This window comes from Sphingomonas sp. FW306-1B-B10E, from assembly GCF_058782005.1.
The window spans coordinates 41,133-55,562 of record NZ_JBYSXG010000032.1; the positions used below are offsets into that span (position 1 = coordinate 41,133).

Here is a 14,430-nt window from a genome sequence, read left to right on the forward strand (position 1 = left end):
ACACCTCCTCCTAGCGGGGGGATTGCCTTAAGCGACCAATTGCATAAGCCCGCGTCAAAGGAGTGCCGCCATGCAGATTGCCGTTCTGACCTTCGACGGGTTCAACGAGCTCGACTCTTTCGTCGCGGCGGCGATCCTCAATCGGATGAAGCCCAAGGGCTGGCGCGCCTACATCACGTCGCCGACCCCCGAGGTCACCTCGCTCAACGGCGTCACGGTACAGCGCCAGAAGCCGCTCGAATTCGCGCATGAGGCCGATGCGGTGATCATCGGCAGCGGCAGCCGGACGCGCGAGATCGCCACCGATGGCGAACTGCTTTCGCAGATCGTCCTCGATCCGACGCGACAACTGATCGGCGCGCAATGCTCGGGAACCTTGCTGCTTGCCAAATTGGGGCTGGTTGGAGACCTGCCTGCCTGCACCGACCTGATGAGCAAGCCCTGGGTGATCGAGGCGGGGGTGCGCGTGCTCGACACGCCCTTCGTCGCGCATGGCAACGTCGCGACGGCGGGCGGGTGCCTCGCGTCGCAATATCTCGCGGCGTGGATCATCGCGCGGCTGGCAAGCGTGGCGGACGCCGAAGCGGCGATCGACTATGTCGCGCCGGTCGGCGAGAAAGCGGCCACCGTCGCGCGGGCGCTTGCCGCGGTGTCGCCGTTCCTGCCCGAGGTGGCGCCGCTCGCCGCCTGATCGCCGGCGCTCAGGGGTGGCGGCTCATTCCGGGCCGCCGTCAAGATCGCCGACGCAGTCCACTTCAGGGTCGGCTTTCGCCATCTGCTGCAATTCCTTCGTCCGCCTGGTGACCTCGGGGAAAACCGTGTCGGGCGCGGTCGTGTAGGTGCGGATTCGCCGCAGCGCCCAGGCATAATGCTGCGCACCGCTTTTGCAGCTATTGCTGCCGCCATCGCTCTCGCCCCAGATTTTGCGCCATTGCCCCTTACCATCGCGCTCGAGGACCGCCTGGAAGGAGCCGACTGGGCCTTCGCCGTCGACAAAGGCGATCGCCCGCGTTCCCGCGTGGAGAACGCGGAACTGGCGGAAGGTGAAGCGCGACTGCGCGCCGTCGTCGCCCGCGTGCAGCGTCTTGACGATCGCGCTGCGCTCGGCGCTGCCGGGCGGGGGCGTGTAGACGCCCGACGGCCCCGCGATCGCCGCCGGTGCCGAGACGAGCAGTGCGCCGATGCTCAGTGCGGACGACAGGCGGGAAAGCAGCGCGAGGATCATGCGCTCTGGTCGCGAGCGGGGCTCCAGCTGTCAACAGCGCGCGCTCTAGCCCCTCCCCCGAAGGGGAGGGGCTTTAGAGGCATCTCACAGCGCGCGGAACTTGAAATCGCGGAAGCGGGCTTCGCCTTCGCCGGCGGAGTACAGCCCCGGACGCAGCATCAGGAAGCCGCCGCGGACATTGTGGTGGTAGCCCGACACTTCCATCCCGCGATCGAACCGTTTCCATGTCTTGCCGCCGTCGCCGGAGGTGTGGAAGGACACGATGTGGCGATTGTTGGTCACGCGCATCCGCATCCGGCGGCCATAGGGATTGGCGGGGCGGCCGCGCTCGATGCCATATTGATGCGTGACGAAGCGCTTCGCGTCGAAGCCGAGCCCGCAATAGAGCTTCTCGTCATAGAACAGCACCAGCCCGGCGATGCCCCCTGGGGCGATCTCCACGTCGCACTCGAAGTGATAGGCCTGGTCGCCGGCGATGAGCAGCAGCGGCGACGAATCCACCGGCGCCGCGCCCGAGGCCTTGAGCACCAGCGCCCCATCCCCGACACGCTGGCGGCGGTTCTCGTCAGGACCCGGCTTGAAGAAATTCCACTTGCGGCCGAGCGCCAGCGCCTGGCTGAAATCGTCCGAGAGCGGCTGGCCATGGGGCAGAGCGGTGCCGCCCTTGGGCTTGCGGATCGGCTGCGACAGGTCGCCGCCCTTCATCCGGAACCAGCCGTCGCGGGTCCATTCGATCGGGTCGAGCAAGGCCTGGCGGCCGAGCGTCCAATAGCCGTTCTCGAAGCCGTGATAGACCGACCACCAGCTGCCGTCGGGCGCCTCGACCAGGCTGGCGTGGCCGCGCGACCACCATTGCTCGGAAACGCTGGTGGTGCGGACCAGCGGATTGGCAGGACATTGCTCCCACGGCCCGTGGATCGAGCGCGACCGCGCGGCGATGACCATGTGCCCGGTGGGCGGTCCGGCGGTGCCGCCGACCGCGGTGATCATGTAGAAATAATCGCCGTGACGGTGGATCTTGGGGCCTTCGGGCGAAAAGCCCTCGACGTCCCAATCCTCGGGATAATGCCAGGGATCGTAGACATGCTCGACCGGCCCGACGGTCGACAGTCCGTCGTCGGCGAGGCGAATGCGGTCGCCGCCCGAGAGGAACAGCCAGCGCGACCCATCCTCGCCGACCGCGTGGCAGGGGTCGATATGGTCATGCAGCCCCAGGTCGATCGGATCACTCCACGGCCCGTCGATATGATCGGCCCAGATCACGAAGATCGAATTTGGCTTCGCTTTGACCGGGATGTACAGGAAATAGCGGCCGGCGTGCTTTTCGAGGCTGACCGCCCAGACCGAACCGATATTCTTGGTCAGCGCCGCGCGACGCGGCTGCCAGTTCACCAGGTCGCGCGAATGCCAGATCGTGAGCCCGGGATAGGAATCGAAGCTCGAGAAGGTCATGTAATAATCCATGCCGTCCTTGAGGATGGCGGGATCGGGATGGTCGCCGGCGATCAGCGGATTGCGGAACTTGCCGTTGCCGAGATCGGCGATGCGCTGGTTGTCGAAGCCGCGCTTCCAATCGGGGGCGGGCGCCGCCGTGGCCTCTTCCGGGCGAACGAGGGCCGCGGCGCTCCCTGCCAGCGCCGCCGCGAACGCTTCCCGCCTGCTGATGTCCATGCTGTCCTCTCTAGGGTCGGTGCAAAGGGCTAGCCGCATGTGACGAGGCGGCGACCCTCGGCAGGATCGCCGCCTTCGGGTCAGAAGACCAGCCGCAAGCCGCCGGTGACGATGCGGCCGGTGCTCGCATAGGTCTGGGTGACCGGGTTGGCGCCATACATCGTGCGATATTGCGGATCGTTGGTCAGGTTGCGCGCCTCGAGCGTGAGCTTGGCGAAGCTGGTGACGTTCCACGCGAACGCCAGGTCGATGTTGAGCGTGTTCTCGTTATAGCCGAAGTCGGCCACGACCGGCGAATTGCACGCCGCGCCCGCATTGGTGGTCGTGCCTACCGAGCAGGTGCCGCTCGCCAGCGGGAAGCGATTGACGTAACGCGTCCGGTACGCCCCCGACACGCGCGCCGACCAGACGCTGTTCTCGTAATAGAGCGTGGCGTTGAACGCGTCAGGCGAGGTGTTGAGGAACGGCCCTTCGGCGAAGCTGTTCTGCGCCGTCCCGGCCCCGCCAGTCTGCGTGGTGTTGAGCACTGCGCCGGTGAGATAGCTCAGGTTCGAATCGATGTGCGTATAGTTGGCGGTGATGCCGAACTTGTCGAACGGCGCCGGCAGGAAATAGAAATCGGTCTGCAGATTGACCTCCACGCCCTTGATGTCGCCGCCCGGCGCATCGGCGAACTGGCGGATCGCCCAGATGCCGCCGGCGCGGGTATAGGCCTGGAGCGTCGGGCTGGTGATCGAGGCGAGCACCTGCTGATAGAGCGCCGGTTCGAACACGGTGGATAGTGGCGCCTCGAGCGCGATCTGCTGCGGGAAGCTGCCGATGCTCTTCTTGAAGAAGTTCACTGCGACCAGGCCATTGTGCGAGAAGTATTTCTCGAAGCTGAGGTCGAGATTGGTCGCGCGGAACGGGTTGAGATAGGGATTGCCGATCGTGACGGCCGGCGCCGCGCCGGCCGCGTTGAGGCCGGTCGCGAACGACGTGGTGCCCGGGGTCAGGGCGGAGAGCTGCGGGCGCGACATCACTTCCGCCGCGGCGAAGCGGATCAGCATGTTGTCGGCGACTTCCCAGTTCGCGTTCATCGACGGGAGCCAGTCCCAATATTCGTTGTGCGCAGTGACCGGCACGCCCGCGACGCCGTCGCTGCCGCCGACATTGCCCGATCCCGAGACGCGGGTGTTGGCGATGCGCATGCCGACATTGCCGCGCAGCGGGCGGCCGAGCAGGTCGACCTTGTAATCGACCTGGAAGAAGCCCGAGACGTCCTGCTCGGTGACCGCGGCGCGCTGGCGCCCGTCGACGATCGCGCGGAAATCGCCCCATTTGTTGACGCAATTGCAGTCGATGCCGAACTGGTTGACGAACTTGTTGAGGTCCGGCGCATAATAGCTCGTCGGAGTGCCCGCCGAGACGTTGAGTCCCTGGCCGAAGCCGACGGTCTGGCCGAGATCGGTGATGTTGAGACGCGCCTCGGCGAGCGTCGGGTTGACCGCTTCGATCCCCTGGTTGCGGCGGCCCTGGTCGCCCGAATAATCGAACTTCTTGGCGGTCATGCCGAACTTGAGCGTCATTTCGGGCAGCGCTTCGTAGGTGAAGTTGACGCGCGCGACACGGAATTCGTTTTCGACGACGTTGGTGAAATAGCGGATCGTCGACAGGCCCTTGACCAGCGACCAGCTCTGCGGATTGGCGACGTCGAAGCCGGGGCTGAACACCGGCATCTTGCCGCCGTCGCGGTCGTCGAAGGTATAGCCGTCGCGGTCGACCGCGTTGAACTCGGCGAGCAGGCCATAAGCGTGGAATTCGGATTTCGACCAGCCGCCGGTCGCGTCGACATAGAAGCCCTCGGCGAGATCCTGGTGGATGTTCGCGGTGACCTGCTTGAATTCGGTCGACCCGAACTGCGCGTCAGCGAAGCTGCGCCAGTCGACATCGTCGAGGAGGAGATAGTCGGCCTGGTCCTGGCCGTTGACGTGCGCAGCGCGGATCTTGGTGTTCGGGCGGCCGATCAGCTCATTGTAGAAGCCGGTGCCGTTGGCGGTCGCGACATAGCCGGGCGAGGCCGGGTTGTTGTAATAATCGAACGGATTGAGGTTGTTGGGATTGAGGCTGTTGAAATAACCGGGCAGCGGCGTCGCGCCGAGGCCGGTCCCGGCGGCGTCGCCGTTGCAGTCGATCGCGGCGCTCGGCACGCAAGTGGGATAGAGCGCGACGCGATCGGCGAAGTAATTGGCGTTGCCGACCGGGCGCAGCCCCGCCGAGCCGGTCTGCGCAGCGCGGGCATTGGTGCCGTTGCGGTTGAGACCGATCGTGGTGATGCCGCTCGACGTGCTGTCCTGGTCGTATTTCGAATAGACGCCGTCGATCGTGATCTCGGTGCCCGGCGCCGGCTTCCATTGCGCCGTCGCAGTGAAGCCGATCCGCTCGTAATCGAGGAACTGGCGGCCGATCGACGGGAGCGTCGGGATGATCGTGGTGGGGGTGATCAGCGCATAGGCCGCCGGATCCGAGCCGAAGGTCGGGCCTGCCCCGCCCGGGCGCGCGAAGCCGTAGGTGATCGGGGTGACGCCGTTCAGCTGCGAGCTGCGATAGGCATATTCGAACGCGCCGATGCCGCGGCGGTACGAATCGATCTGCTGCTCCTGCTTCTGATAGGCGCCGGAGACGAGCACCCCGAAGGTGTCGGTGAGCTTGACCGAGGCGAGCCCGGTGAAGCGCGGGTTCCAGCTCTTGCCGTTCTCGCGATATTCGCCCTCGGCGCCGATCGCGAAGCGATTGCCTTTGTACGACAGCGGCCGGCCGGTGGTGAGATCGATGATCGCGCCGAGCGAGCCCTCGTCATTCTCGGCGGCGGTCGATTTGGTGATCTTGATCCCGCCGAACAGCTCGGACGCGAAAGTGTTGAAGTCGAACCCGCGCGAGCGGTTGGCGCCGGCGTCGGACTGGTTGCCGCCGGCGACGTTCTGCGCGTCGGCGCCGTTCAGGCGGACCATCTGGAAGTCGCCGCCCAGGCCGCGCACGGTGATCGTGCGGCCCTCGCCATTGTCGCGGTCGATCGAGACGCCGGGGAGGCGCTGGATCGATTCGGCGAGGTTGGCGTCGGGGAAATCGGCGATGTCCTCGGCCGTGATCGCGTCGACGATCTGGTTCGACGAGCGCTTGATGTTGAGTGCGTTCTGCAGCGAGGCACGGAAGCCGGTGACGACGACCTCGTCGTCGCGCGTGGCCGCGGCGCTGTCGTCCTGCGTGGCGGCCGGCTGTTGCTCGGCGGCGGGCGCCACGTCCTGCGCGGCAGCGGCGCCGCTCCAGGTCGTCGCCAGCGCGAGCGCGGCGAACGACGCGCCGGTGCGCAGGATCGAAAGTGCAGTTCTCCTCATCTTGTCCCCTCCCATTTGACGCGCGCCGCTATCGATAGCGGTCGTCCCGTCGGCATCTCGTCGCAGGGGAAAAGCGTGCGGCCTTCGCCGTCATGACCGCGGACGCCGACGATCGTCTTGTCGTCGCATCCCGCGGGGTCTGCCTCTCCCTGCGCGACCGTTGCGGCCGTCGCCCGACGTCCACTTAGACACCGGTAGCATGATGGTAGCTGCAACATCGAACAGGGGCAACCGTCGATCACTCGAATAAAGTGTCAACTTATCAATGTGCTATGATTTATGTCACCGGTATCAATCGTGGCGCGTTCAGCCGCGTAGCGTCGTCCGCCACTTTCGGCGCAGCAGGCCAGGGTCGACGGGAATGCGGTCGTCGAGCACCTCCATCGAATCGATGCGATCGAGGCGAAAGGTGCGAAAGTCCTCGCGCAGCTCGCACCAGGCGATCAGCACGCGGACCGCGTCCATATAGCCGACCACCAAAGGCCAGAGCGTCCGTTCGGTGCAGGTCCCGGCGGGATCGGTGTAGCGGATCGCGATCCTGCGGGCGGCGCGGATCGCGTCGCGAAGTTCAGCGGCGTCGACGCGGTCGGCGGCCTGTTCCCAGGCGGGCGGCGTCCGCGCCGCAGGGTCCTCGAGGAATGCCCGCATGTCGTCGGGCAGTACCGCGGCGAGCTTGGCGATGACATCGCGCGCGGCGCGGGCCAGCGCCGGGTCGGCATGCCCAGACACCCATTGCGCGCCGAGCGCCACTGCGTCGATTTCGTCGGCGGTGAACATCAGTGGGGGCATGTCGAAGCCGGTGTCGAGCACGTAGCCGATCCCCGCCTCGCCGCGGATCGGGACGCGCTGGCCGATCAGCGCCGCCACGTCGCGATAGACCGAGCGCTTCGACGTCTCGAGTTCGTCGGCGATCGCCTCGGCGGTCACCGGGCGCGGCGTGCGGCGCAGGATCTGGACGATCTGGAAGAGGCGGTCGGCCTTGCGCATTCCCTCGTTCCTACTGCCACGCTGCTGACACCATGCTGGCAGCAGGGTGGCGGTATGTCGACTTGGCAACAAGGGAGACAGAGAATGTTGAAGACCTATCACGGCAGCTGCCACTGCGGCGCGGTGCGTTTCGAGGCGGAGATCGATCTCGAAGCTGGGACCGGCAAGTGCAATTGCTCGATCTGCACCAAGCGGCGCAACTGGGGCGTGGTGCTCAAGCCCGAGGCATTCCGGCTGCTCGGCGGCGCAGAGGCGCTCAGCGACTATTCGTTCGGGACCGGGCAGGGCAGCCATCGCTTCTGCAGCAAATGCGGGTGCGCGCCGTTCAGCCAGGGCGACGTGCCGCAGATCGGCGGGGCGTTCGTGTCGGTGCAGCTGGGTGCGCTCGACGACGCCAGCGACGAGGAACTGGCGGCGGCGCCGGTGAACTATAGCGACGGGCGCAATAACGCGTGGTGGAACGCGCCCGCAGTGACCAGCTACCTCTAGCGCGCGCCTGCCAGGAGCCGAGGGATCTCGCCGAGCAATTCGCGGCCGAGAAAGCCGAGCGGTCCGATCCGCTCGGCAAGGCGGCGGCCGGCTTCGCCGTGCAGCCACACGCCCCAGGCGGTGGCGACGCGCGGCGGGGCGCCCCGCGCGAGCAGTCCGCCGATGATCCCGGCGAGCACGTCGCCCGACCCGCCGGTGGCGAGGCCGGGTCCGCCGCCGGGATAACGCAGCAAACCCTCGCCGGGACAGGCGATCCACGTCTCGGCGCCTTTGAGCGCGACGATTGCGTTGAAACGTCGCGCGGCTTCCTGCGCGAGCCCGGCGGGATCCTCGGCGACTCGCGACGGATCGCAGCGCATCAGCCGCATCATCTCGCCCGGATGCGGGGTCAGCACGACGCGGCCGTCCTGCGCGCGGACCGCGTCGACATGCTCGGCGGCGCCGGCGATGATCGCGGCGTCGAGGAGGATCCCGAGCGATGCGCGGGGCTTGGCGAGAATCGGCGCCAGGATCGCCTGCGCAGGTGCCTCGGCGCCGGTGCCCGGGCCGAGTATCAGCGCGTCGCAACGCTCTAGATAGTCGGTCAGTTTTGCGCCGGCATCCTCGCCGAGTTCTCCCGCGTCGTTCGCCGGGAGCGGAAAGACCGCAGCCTCGGGAACGCGCAGGCCGAGCGGGAGCGCTGCGGATTCGACGGTGGCGAGCTGGAGCTTACCCGCGCCGGCACGTAGCGCTGCTTCACCGGTCAGGCGGAGCGCGCCGGGCACCGTCTCCGACCCGCCGGCGACGAGGACCCGCCCGCGGGCATTCTTGTCGGTATCGGCGTCGGGCGCGGGAAGCGGGTGCGCGGCGAGCCAGCTGGAATCGAGCGGCGTCATCCGCGGGCTGCGACCGGCGCGTCGGGCGCCGAGGTCGTCTCGGCGGCCGGGTCTTCGTCGACGGGCGCGGTCACGTTGTAGCGGACGAGGACGAGTCCGCCATCCTTTCCGGCGTCGGGGTGGTGGACATATTCGGTGATCGAGCAATTGGCGACGTCGCCCTGCTTGTCGATCGCGAGGATCTCCTCCTCGGACAGGTTCTCGATGACGTAGCGCAGGCACAGGACGACGACCTGGTGCGCGACGATCATCACGTCGCGGCCGGCATAATGGAGCGACACCGTATCCATCAGCGAGCGCAGCCGGAAGATGACGTCGCACCAGCTCTCGCCACCGGGCGGGCGGTGATAGAATTTGCCGAGCAGGCGGCGGAATTCGGCCTGTTCTGGCTGGACCGCGCGGATGCCGGCGGTGGTCAGCCCGTCGAGGATGCCGAACTCCTTCTCGCGCAGCCGCTCGTCGATGCAGATATTCTCGTCGGGATCGGCACCACCGGCATCGCGGAAGTGCCGCGCAGTCTCGCGGGCACGGACATAGGGGCTGGCAAGGATCACATCGGGCCGGCCATTGCCCTCGCCGCGCGCGAACCAGCGGCCGAGCGCGTCGGCTTGGGCGTAGCCGAGCTCGGACAACGGCACGTCGACGTCGCGTCCCTCGATCGCGATGCGGTGTTCGCCCGAGGCGTGCGCGAGGTCGCGCGCGACGTTTCCCGCGCTCTGGCCGTGGCGGACGAGCCAGAGGCGGGCGGGCCAGCGATTGGTGGTCATGCGGAAAAGCTCGGCGACATGCCCAAGAGAATGCCGAACGAGGGCGGGCGTTCCCGCAGGTTCAGCCCGGCGGGTTGAGCAGCACCCAGAGGCGGGCGATCCTGCCGTCCTCGACCTGCGCCACATCGGCGCCGGTGACGGCGACCGGACCACCGGCGGGGCCGGCGTGCCAATGCAGGGTCGCGAGGCCGTGATGGCCGACCGCCTTGGCCTCCGGCGTGAACGTGAAGGACGGGCCGAATTGCTCGAGCAGGGCACCAGCGACCTGAGAGATCGCGGCGCGCCCTTCGATCACCCGATCGGGCTCGTACATAATCGGTTCCGCAACATAGAGCTCGGCGATCGCCGCGTCGCGCTTGGCAGAGTCGCGCTCGCCGAAAACGCGGTGAAGGTTCGCCCGCAGCAGGGAATCGTAGTCGGTATCGGGCATTGCGTTCCTCCGATGGATCAGGCGCCGGCGGCAGTGAGGCGGTCGAGCTGGTCCTTCGAAAGCGCGACATCCCAGGCGCCGACGAGTTCGTCGAGCTGCTCGATGCTCGTCGCGCTGGCGATCGGCGCAGTGACGCCGTCCTGCGCCGCGAGCCAAGCCAACGCGATCTGTGCGAGACTGGCGCCGGTCTCGGCGGCGACCTCGTCCATCGCCGAGAGCACCGCTGCACCCTTGCCGCGCAGCAATTCGGCCATCCGCCCGCCGCGGACGCTCTTCCCGAGATCGGCCTCGCTGCGATACTTGCCGGTGAGGAAGCCCGAGGCGAGCCCGTAATAGGGCACTACGCCGATATTGTGCGTGACGCAGATATCCTCGAGTTCGCCCTCGAACTTGTGGCGGCTGACCAGATTATATTCGGGCTGGAGCACCCGATAGTGCGGCAGGCCTTCGCGCGTCGCCACGTCCAGCGCCGACTTGAGCCGGACCGCGTGGAAGTTCGAGGCGCCGAGCGCGCGTACCTTGCCCGCCTGGATCAGCGTGTCGAATGCCGCGAGCACGTCGGCTTGCGGTACGTCCTCGTCGTCCTGATGCGCGAAATAAAGATCGATCGTGTCGACCCCGAGCCGTGCGAGCGATGCTTCGGCGGCTGCGGCGATCCGCGCCGGGGCGAGCTTCGACCCGCCTTCGCCGTCGAGCATGCCCACCTTGGTAGCGATCAGCACCTTGTCGCGCTTTCCCGAGCTGCGCAGCCATTCTCCGATGATGTTTTCGGATTCGCCACCCTGATGGCCGGGCACCCAGGCCGAATAGACGTCGGCAGTGTCGATCATCACGCCGCCGCGCTCGACGAAGCGATCGAGGATGCGGAAGCTCGCCACCTTGTCGGCGGTCCAGCCGAAGACGTTGCCGCCGAGCACCAGGGGCGGAATCGCCAGCCCGCTGGCGCCGAGTTCGCGAAGGTCCATCATTGATTGCTCCCGTCGTCGGCGTGGCTGGCATTGATGTCGGTTGCCGCCGCCGCCGCGTTGAGCCGACGCGCCTCGTCGGCGCTGCTTCCGCTATCGTCGTCGGACTGGCCGCAGGCGGCCAGCGCGAGCAGGAGCAACAGCGGCAGCCCGCGTCTCACTCTTCGATCTCGTTGCCGGCATCGGCGACATTGGCGCCTTCATACGAATTCTCTGCCGCGGTGAAGGCGGAGTCGGTGGCGGCATTGGCGGCGTTCACGTCGCTGACCGCTTCGCCCATCGTGTTGCTGTCGCCACTAATCGTCTCATTGGCTTCGGCCGCCTCGTTCTTGGCGCCGCTGCACGCGCTGACGGCGAGGAGAGTCAACGGAAGCAGAAACAGGGTCTTGCGCATGGGATCATCCTCTTATTCGGTCACCGCGAGGGCTAGCCAGCGGTGGCGGACGGTGCAACTGCGTTGACCTGATATAAAGATATCTTTATATCTATATCCGACATGGTCCAGGCCCTCGCCATCTTCCGCGCGCTCGCCGATTCGACGCGGCTGCGCATCGTCGCGCTGCTGCGCGCGATGGAGCTGTCGGTGGGCGAGCTCGCGCAGGTTCTCGGGCAGAGCCAGCCGCGGGTCAGCCGGCACGTCAAGATCCTGTGCGATGCCGGACTGGTCGAGCGGCGCAAGGAGGGGAGCTGGGTGTTCGTCGCCTTGGGCGCGCATGCCAAGGTCCAGCCGATCCTCGCCGCACTCGACAGCTGGGACGAGGCCGATCACTGGACGCTCGCCGACGAAGCGCGGCTCGCCGCGGTGCGCGCCGACCGCGCGAGCGCCGCGGCCGAGTGGTTCGAGGCCAATGCCGGCGAGTGGGATGCGATCCGGTCGCTCCATGTCGCCGACAGCGAAATCGAGGCGGCGATGGCGCGTGCGCTTGGCGATGCGCGGCTCGGCTGCCTGGTTGACATCGGCACCGGCACCGGCCGCATGCTCGAACTGTTCGCGCCGCTTGCCGAAAACGCGCTCGGCATCGATCGGTCGTCGGAGATGCTGCGGCTGGCGCGGGCCAAGCTCTCGGAGCGCGGGCTCGGCAACGCCGAGCTGCGCCAGGCCGATCTTTATGCGCTGCCGCTCGCCGATGGCGCCGCCGACGCGGCTATATTGCATCATGTGCTGCACTTCGCGCAGCAGCCGGGCGCGGCGATCGGCGAGGCTGCGCGGGTGCTGGGCAAAGGCGGGCGGCTGCTGATCGTCGATTTCGCGCCGCATGACCGCGAGGAGCTGCGCTCGCGCGATGCGCATACAAGGCTCGGTTTCTCGGACGAGCAGATCCTCGGCTGGTTCGGCACCGCAGGGCTCGCGCCGGTGCTGGTCGAGACATTGGAAGGCGGCGAACTGACCGTCAAATTGTGGCTCGGTCGCAAGACCGGCGTGGAATCGAAGGAAGTGAAGGCGGCATGAGCATCGTGGACCCGCTGGCAGCGCCGCTGTTCGCCGACGTGGCGGGCGACATCGAAGTGAGCTTCGAATTCTTCCCGCCCAAGACCGAGAAGATGGAAGAGACGCTCTGGGAGTCGATCCAGACCTTGTCGCCGCTCGGGCCGCGCTTCGTCAGCGTGACCTATGGCGCCGGCGGGTCGACGCGCGAGCGCACGCACAACACGGTAGCGCGGATCGCGCGCGAGACGGCGATCCCCGCGGCGGCGCATTTGACCTGCGTCGAGGCGACCAAGGAAGAGATCGACCAGGTTGCCGAGGAATATTGGGCGGCGGGGGTGCGGCATATCGTGGCACTTCGCGGTGATCCGCCGCGCGCCGGCGAGAAGTTCGCGTCGCATCCCGGCGGCTATGAGAATGCCGCGGCATTGGTCGCAGGACTCAAGAAGCTGCATCCGTTCGAGATCTCGGTCGCGGCCTATCCCGAATGCCATCCGGACTCGCCCAATGCGACTGCCGATATCGACAATCTCAAGGCCAAGATCGACGCCGGCGCGACGCGCGCGATCACCCAGTTCTTCTTCGAGCCCGAGACCTTCTTCCGCTTCCGCGACGATTGCGCGAAGGCCGGGATCGCCGCCGAGATCGTGCCGGGGATCATGCCGGTGATGAACTTCGCCAGCGTCCAGCGCATGTCGGCGATGTGCGGGACGGACGTGCCGGTGTGGATGGGGAAGCTGTTCGAGGGGCTCGACGAGCATCCCGCCGCTCGGCAATTGGTCGCGGCGACGCTGGCGGCGGAGCTGTGCCGGAAATTGTACGCGGGCGATGTGCGGCAATTCCATTTCTACACGCTCAACCGCGCCGAGCTGAGCTACGCGATCTGCCATCTGCTCGGGCTGCGGCCGAAGGTCGGCGCGGAGCTGGTGGCGGCCTGATCCTCCCCGGAACGGGGAGGGGGACCGCGACGCGAAGCGGCGTGGTGGAGGGGGCTCTCCACCAGCGGAAAGCCAAGAGGAGAGCCCCCTCCACCATGCTGCGCATGGTCCCCCTCCCCGTGCCGGGGAGGATCAAGGAAGTATGATGACTGCACGCGAGAAACTGCTGGCCGAAGCTGCCAAGCGCATCCTGATCACCGACGGCGCGTTCGGGACCGAGATCCAGAACTGGAAGCTCGAGGAAGCGGCCTATGCCGGCGAGCTCGGCCTTTCGCATGATCAGAAGGGCAATAACGACATCCTCGCGCTGACCAAGCCCGAGGTGCCTGCGAGTATTCACCGTGCTTATTTCGAGGCGGGGGCGGACATCGCCGAGACCAATACCTTCTCGGCCAACCGGATCAGCCAGGCCGATTACGGCGCCGAGCATCTGGTCCGCGAGATCAATGTCGAGAGCGCCAAGCTGGCGCGGTCGATCGCCGACGAGTTCGAAGCCAAGGACGGCCGCCCGCGCTTCGTCGCCGGCGCGCTCGGGCCGACCAACAAGACCTTGTCGCTGTCGCCCGACGTCAACGATCCGGGCTATCGCGAGATCGACTTCGACACTCTGAAGGACGTCTATCGCGAGCAGATCGACGCTCTGGTCGAGGGCGGGGTCGACTTCATCCTGATCGAGACGGTGTTCGATACCCTGAACGCCAAGGCGGGGATCATGGCCGCGATCGAGGCGGGCAACGACCTCGGCCGCGACCTGCCGATCATGCTGTCGATGACGCTCACCGATCTCAGCGGGCGCAACCTCTCGGGCCACACCGTCGAGGCGTTCTGGCACGCGGTTCGGCATGCGCGGCCGGTGACGATCGGGCTCAATTGCTCGTTCGGCGCCGAGCAGCTGCGGCCGCACGTCAAGACGCTGAGCGCGCTCTGCGACACGCTGATCATGGTCTATCCGAATGCCGGCCTGCCCAACGAGCTCGGCGCTTATGACGAGGCGCCGGCGACGACGGCGGGGCTGGTCAAGGAATGGGCCGATGCGGGGCAGGTCAACGTGCTCGGCGGGTGCTGCGGATCGACCCCCGCGCATATCGCGGCGATCGCCGAGGCAGTGAAGGACCTGCCCGCGCGGCCGATCCCGACCCCGGAAGTGCGGACGCGGCTCGCCGGGCTCGAGCCGTTCACGATGGCGGCCTAGTTCCCCTTCCGCTTGCGGGAGGGTTAGGGGAGGGGCTGTCCTCCTCCACCACTCGCGCAATTGTTACTGCCCCTCCCCCGCCCCCTCCCGC

Annotated in this window: 15 protein-coding genes; 5 read left to right on the plus strand and 10 right to left on the minus strand. The window is 67.1% G+C overall.

Annotated features, from left to right (window positions below; genetic code table 11):
- Nucleotides 1-70: 70 nt before the first annotated feature.
- Nucleotides 71-691 (plus strand): DJ-1/PfpI family protein, encoded by a 621-nt coding sequence (locus AC3WJI_RS13380; protein WP_492757768.1) that lies wholly within the window; start codon nt 71-73, stop codon nt 689-691.
- A 24-nt stretch (nt 692-715) separates the two neighbouring features.
- On the opposite strand, the gene AC3WJI_RS13385 is transcribed toward AC3WJI_RS13380, so the two are convergent.
- The 4 genes from AC3WJI_RS13385 to AC3WJI_RS13400 form a co-directional block, all read right to left on the minus strand.
- Entirely contained in the window at nt 716-1,225 is a 510-nt protein-coding gene (locus AC3WJI_RS13385) for a hypothetical protein (protein ID WP_492757769.1), read from the minus strand.
- Between the two features lie 84 nt (nt 1,226-1,309).
- Entirely contained in the window at nt 1,310-2,896 is a 1,587-nt protein-coding gene (locus AC3WJI_RS13390) for a family 43 glycosylhydrolase (RefSeq protein WP_492757770.1), read from the minus strand.
- Between the two features lie 80 nt (nt 2,897-2,976).
- On the minus strand, nt 2,977-6,270 hold the full coding sequence (locus AC3WJI_RS13395) for a TonB-dependent receptor domain-containing protein (protein WP_492757771.1): 3,294 nt from the start codon (nt 6,268-6,270) through the stop codon (nt 2,977-2,979).
- 306 nt (nt 6,271-6,576) lie between these two features.
- The gene (locus AC3WJI_RS13400; RefSeq protein ID WP_492757772.1) at nt 6,577-7,257 is read right to left on the minus strand and encodes a helix-turn-helix transcriptional regulator; all 681 of its coding nucleotides are present in this window, start codon (nt 7,255-7,257) and stop codon (nt 6,577-6,579) included.
- Between the two features lie 84 nt (nt 7,258-7,341).
- Here AC3WJI_RS13400 and AC3WJI_RS13405 point away from each other — a divergent pair, with 84 nt between their 5' ends.
- Nucleotides 7,342-7,746 (plus strand): GFA family protein, encoded by a 405-nt coding sequence (locus AC3WJI_RS13405; protein WP_492757773.1) that lies wholly within the window; start codon nt 7,342-7,344, stop codon nt 7,744-7,746.
- Here the strand turns inward: AC3WJI_RS13405 and AC3WJI_RS13410 are convergent.
- The 6 genes from AC3WJI_RS13410 to AC3WJI_RS13435 all read right to left on the minus strand — a co-directional run bounded on the left by AC3WJI_RS13410 (nt 7,743) and on the right by AC3WJI_RS13435 (nt 11,177).
- Nucleotides 7,743-8,621, minus strand: a complete 879-nt coding sequence (locus tag AC3WJI_RS13410; protein ID WP_492757774.1) for an NAD(P)H-hydrate dehydratase — start codon at nt 8,619-8,621, stop codon at nt 7,743-7,745. The genes AC3WJI_RS13405 and AC3WJI_RS13410 overlap by 4 nt on opposite strands.
- Entirely contained in the window at nt 8,618-9,388 is a 771-nt protein-coding gene (locus AC3WJI_RS13415) for a histidine phosphatase family protein (RefSeq protein ID WP_492757775.1), read from the minus strand. Before AC3WJI_RS13415 ends, AC3WJI_RS13410 begins: the two co-directional genes overlap by 4 nt.
- Before the next feature lie 61 nt (nt 9,389-9,449).
- Entirely contained in the window at nt 9,450-9,818 is a 369-nt protein-coding gene (locus AC3WJI_RS13420) for a nuclear transport factor 2 family protein (RefSeq protein ID WP_492757776.1), read from the minus strand.
- Nucleotides 9,819-9,835: 17 nt separating this feature from the next.
- A complete protein-coding gene (locus tag AC3WJI_RS13425; protein ID WP_492757777.1) occupies nt 9,836-10,786 on the minus strand; it encodes an aldo/keto reductase in 951 nt (316 codons plus the stop codon).
- Complete coding sequence (locus tag AC3WJI_RS13430) at nt 10,783-10,944, minus strand: hypothetical protein (RefSeq protein ID WP_492757778.1); 162 nt, start codon at nt 10,942-10,944, stop codon at nt 10,783-10,785. Before AC3WJI_RS13430 ends, AC3WJI_RS13425 begins: the two co-directional genes overlap by 4 nt.
- The gene (locus AC3WJI_RS13435) at nt 10,941-11,177 is read right to left on the minus strand and encodes a hypothetical protein (RefSeq protein ID WP_492757779.1); all 237 of its coding nucleotides are present in this window, start codon (nt 11,175-11,177) and stop codon (nt 10,941-10,943) included. The genes AC3WJI_RS13430 and AC3WJI_RS13435 overlap by 4 nt, the downstream gene beginning before the upstream one ends.
- 102 nt (nt 11,178-11,279) lie before the next feature.
- Here AC3WJI_RS13435 and AC3WJI_RS13440 point away from each other — a divergent pair, with 102 nt between their 5' ends.
- From AC3WJI_RS13440 to AC3WJI_RS13450, 3 genes are all read left to right on the plus strand, one after another.
- Nucleotides 11,280-12,233, plus strand: coding sequence for an ArsR/SmtB family transcription factor (locus AC3WJI_RS13440; protein ID WP_492757780.1), 954 nt, complete (start codon nt 11,280-11,282; stop codon nt 12,231-12,233).
- Nucleotides 12,230-13,147: a methylenetetrahydrofolate reductase gene (metF, locus tag AC3WJI_RS13445; RefSeq protein WP_492757781.1), complete on the plus strand. Its 918-nt coding sequence runs from the start codon at nt 12,230-12,232 to the stop codon at nt 13,145-13,147. Before AC3WJI_RS13440 ends, metF begins: the two co-directional genes overlap by 4 nt.
- Before the next feature lie 145 nt (nt 13,148-13,292).
- Nucleotides 13,293-14,339: a homocysteine S-methyltransferase family protein gene (locus tag AC3WJI_RS13450; RefSeq protein WP_492757783.1), complete on the plus strand. Its 1,047-nt coding sequence runs from the start codon at nt 13,293-13,295 to the stop codon at nt 14,337-14,339.
- The last annotated feature ends 91 nt before the right edge of the window (nt 14,340-14,430 follow it).

What these genes read in the sequence shown, in the direction of transcription:
- AC3WJI_RS13380 (WP_492757768.1), top strand. Translation starts at nt 71, where the DNA reads ATGCAGATTGCCGTTCTGACCTTCGACGGGTTCAACGAGCTCGACTCT.
- AC3WJI_RS13385 (WP_492757769.1), bottom strand. Translation starts at nt 1,225, where the DNA reads ATGATCCTCGCGCTGCTTTCCCGCCTGTCGTCCGCACTGAGCATCGGC.
- AC3WJI_RS13390 (WP_492757770.1), bottom strand. Translation starts at nt 2,896, where the DNA reads ATGGACATCAGCAGGCGGGAAGCGTTCGCGGCGGCGCTGGCAGGGAGC.
- AC3WJI_RS13395 (WP_492757771.1), bottom strand. Translation starts at nt 6,270, where the DNA reads ATGAGGAGAACTGCACTTTCGATCCTGCGCACCGGCGCGTCGTTCGCC.
- AC3WJI_RS13400 (WP_492757772.1), bottom strand. Translation starts at nt 7,257, where the DNA reads ATGCGCAAGGCCGACCGCCTCTTCCAGATCGTCCAGATCCTGCGCCGC.
- AC3WJI_RS13405 (WP_492757773.1), top strand. Translation starts at nt 7,342, where the DNA reads ATGTTGAAGACCTATCACGGCAGCTGCCACTGCGGCGCGGTGCGTTTC.
- AC3WJI_RS13410 (WP_492757774.1), bottom strand. Translation starts at nt 8,621, where the DNA reads ATGACGCCGCTCGATTCCAGCTGGCTCGCCGCGCACCCGCTTCCCGCG.
- AC3WJI_RS13415 (WP_492757775.1), bottom strand. Translation starts at nt 9,388, where the DNA reads ATGACCACCAATCGCTGGCCCGCCCGCCTCTGGCTCGTCCGCCACGGC.
- AC3WJI_RS13420 (WP_492757776.1), bottom strand. Translation starts at nt 9,818, where the DNA reads ATGCCCGATACCGACTACGATTCCCTGCTGCGGGCGAACCTTCACCGC.
- AC3WJI_RS13425 (WP_492757777.1), bottom strand. Translation starts at nt 10,786, where the DNA reads ATGATGGACCTTCGCGAACTCGGCGCCAGCGGGCTGGCGATTCCGCCC.
- AC3WJI_RS13435 (WP_492757779.1), bottom strand. Translation starts at nt 11,177, where the DNA reads ATGCGCAAGACCCTGTTTCTGCTTCCGTTGACTCTCCTCGCCGTCAGC.
- AC3WJI_RS13440 (WP_492757780.1), top strand. Translation starts at nt 11,280, where the DNA reads ATGGTCCAGGCCCTCGCCATCTTCCGCGCGCTCGCCGATTCGACGCGG.
- metF (WP_492757781.1), top strand. Translation starts at nt 12,230, where the DNA reads ATGAGCATCGTGGACCCGCTGGCAGCGCCGCTGTTCGCCGACGTGGCG.
- AC3WJI_RS13450 (WP_492757783.1), top strand. Translation starts at nt 13,293, where the DNA reads ATGACTGCACGCGAGAAACTGCTGGCCGAAGCTGCCAAGCGCATCCTG.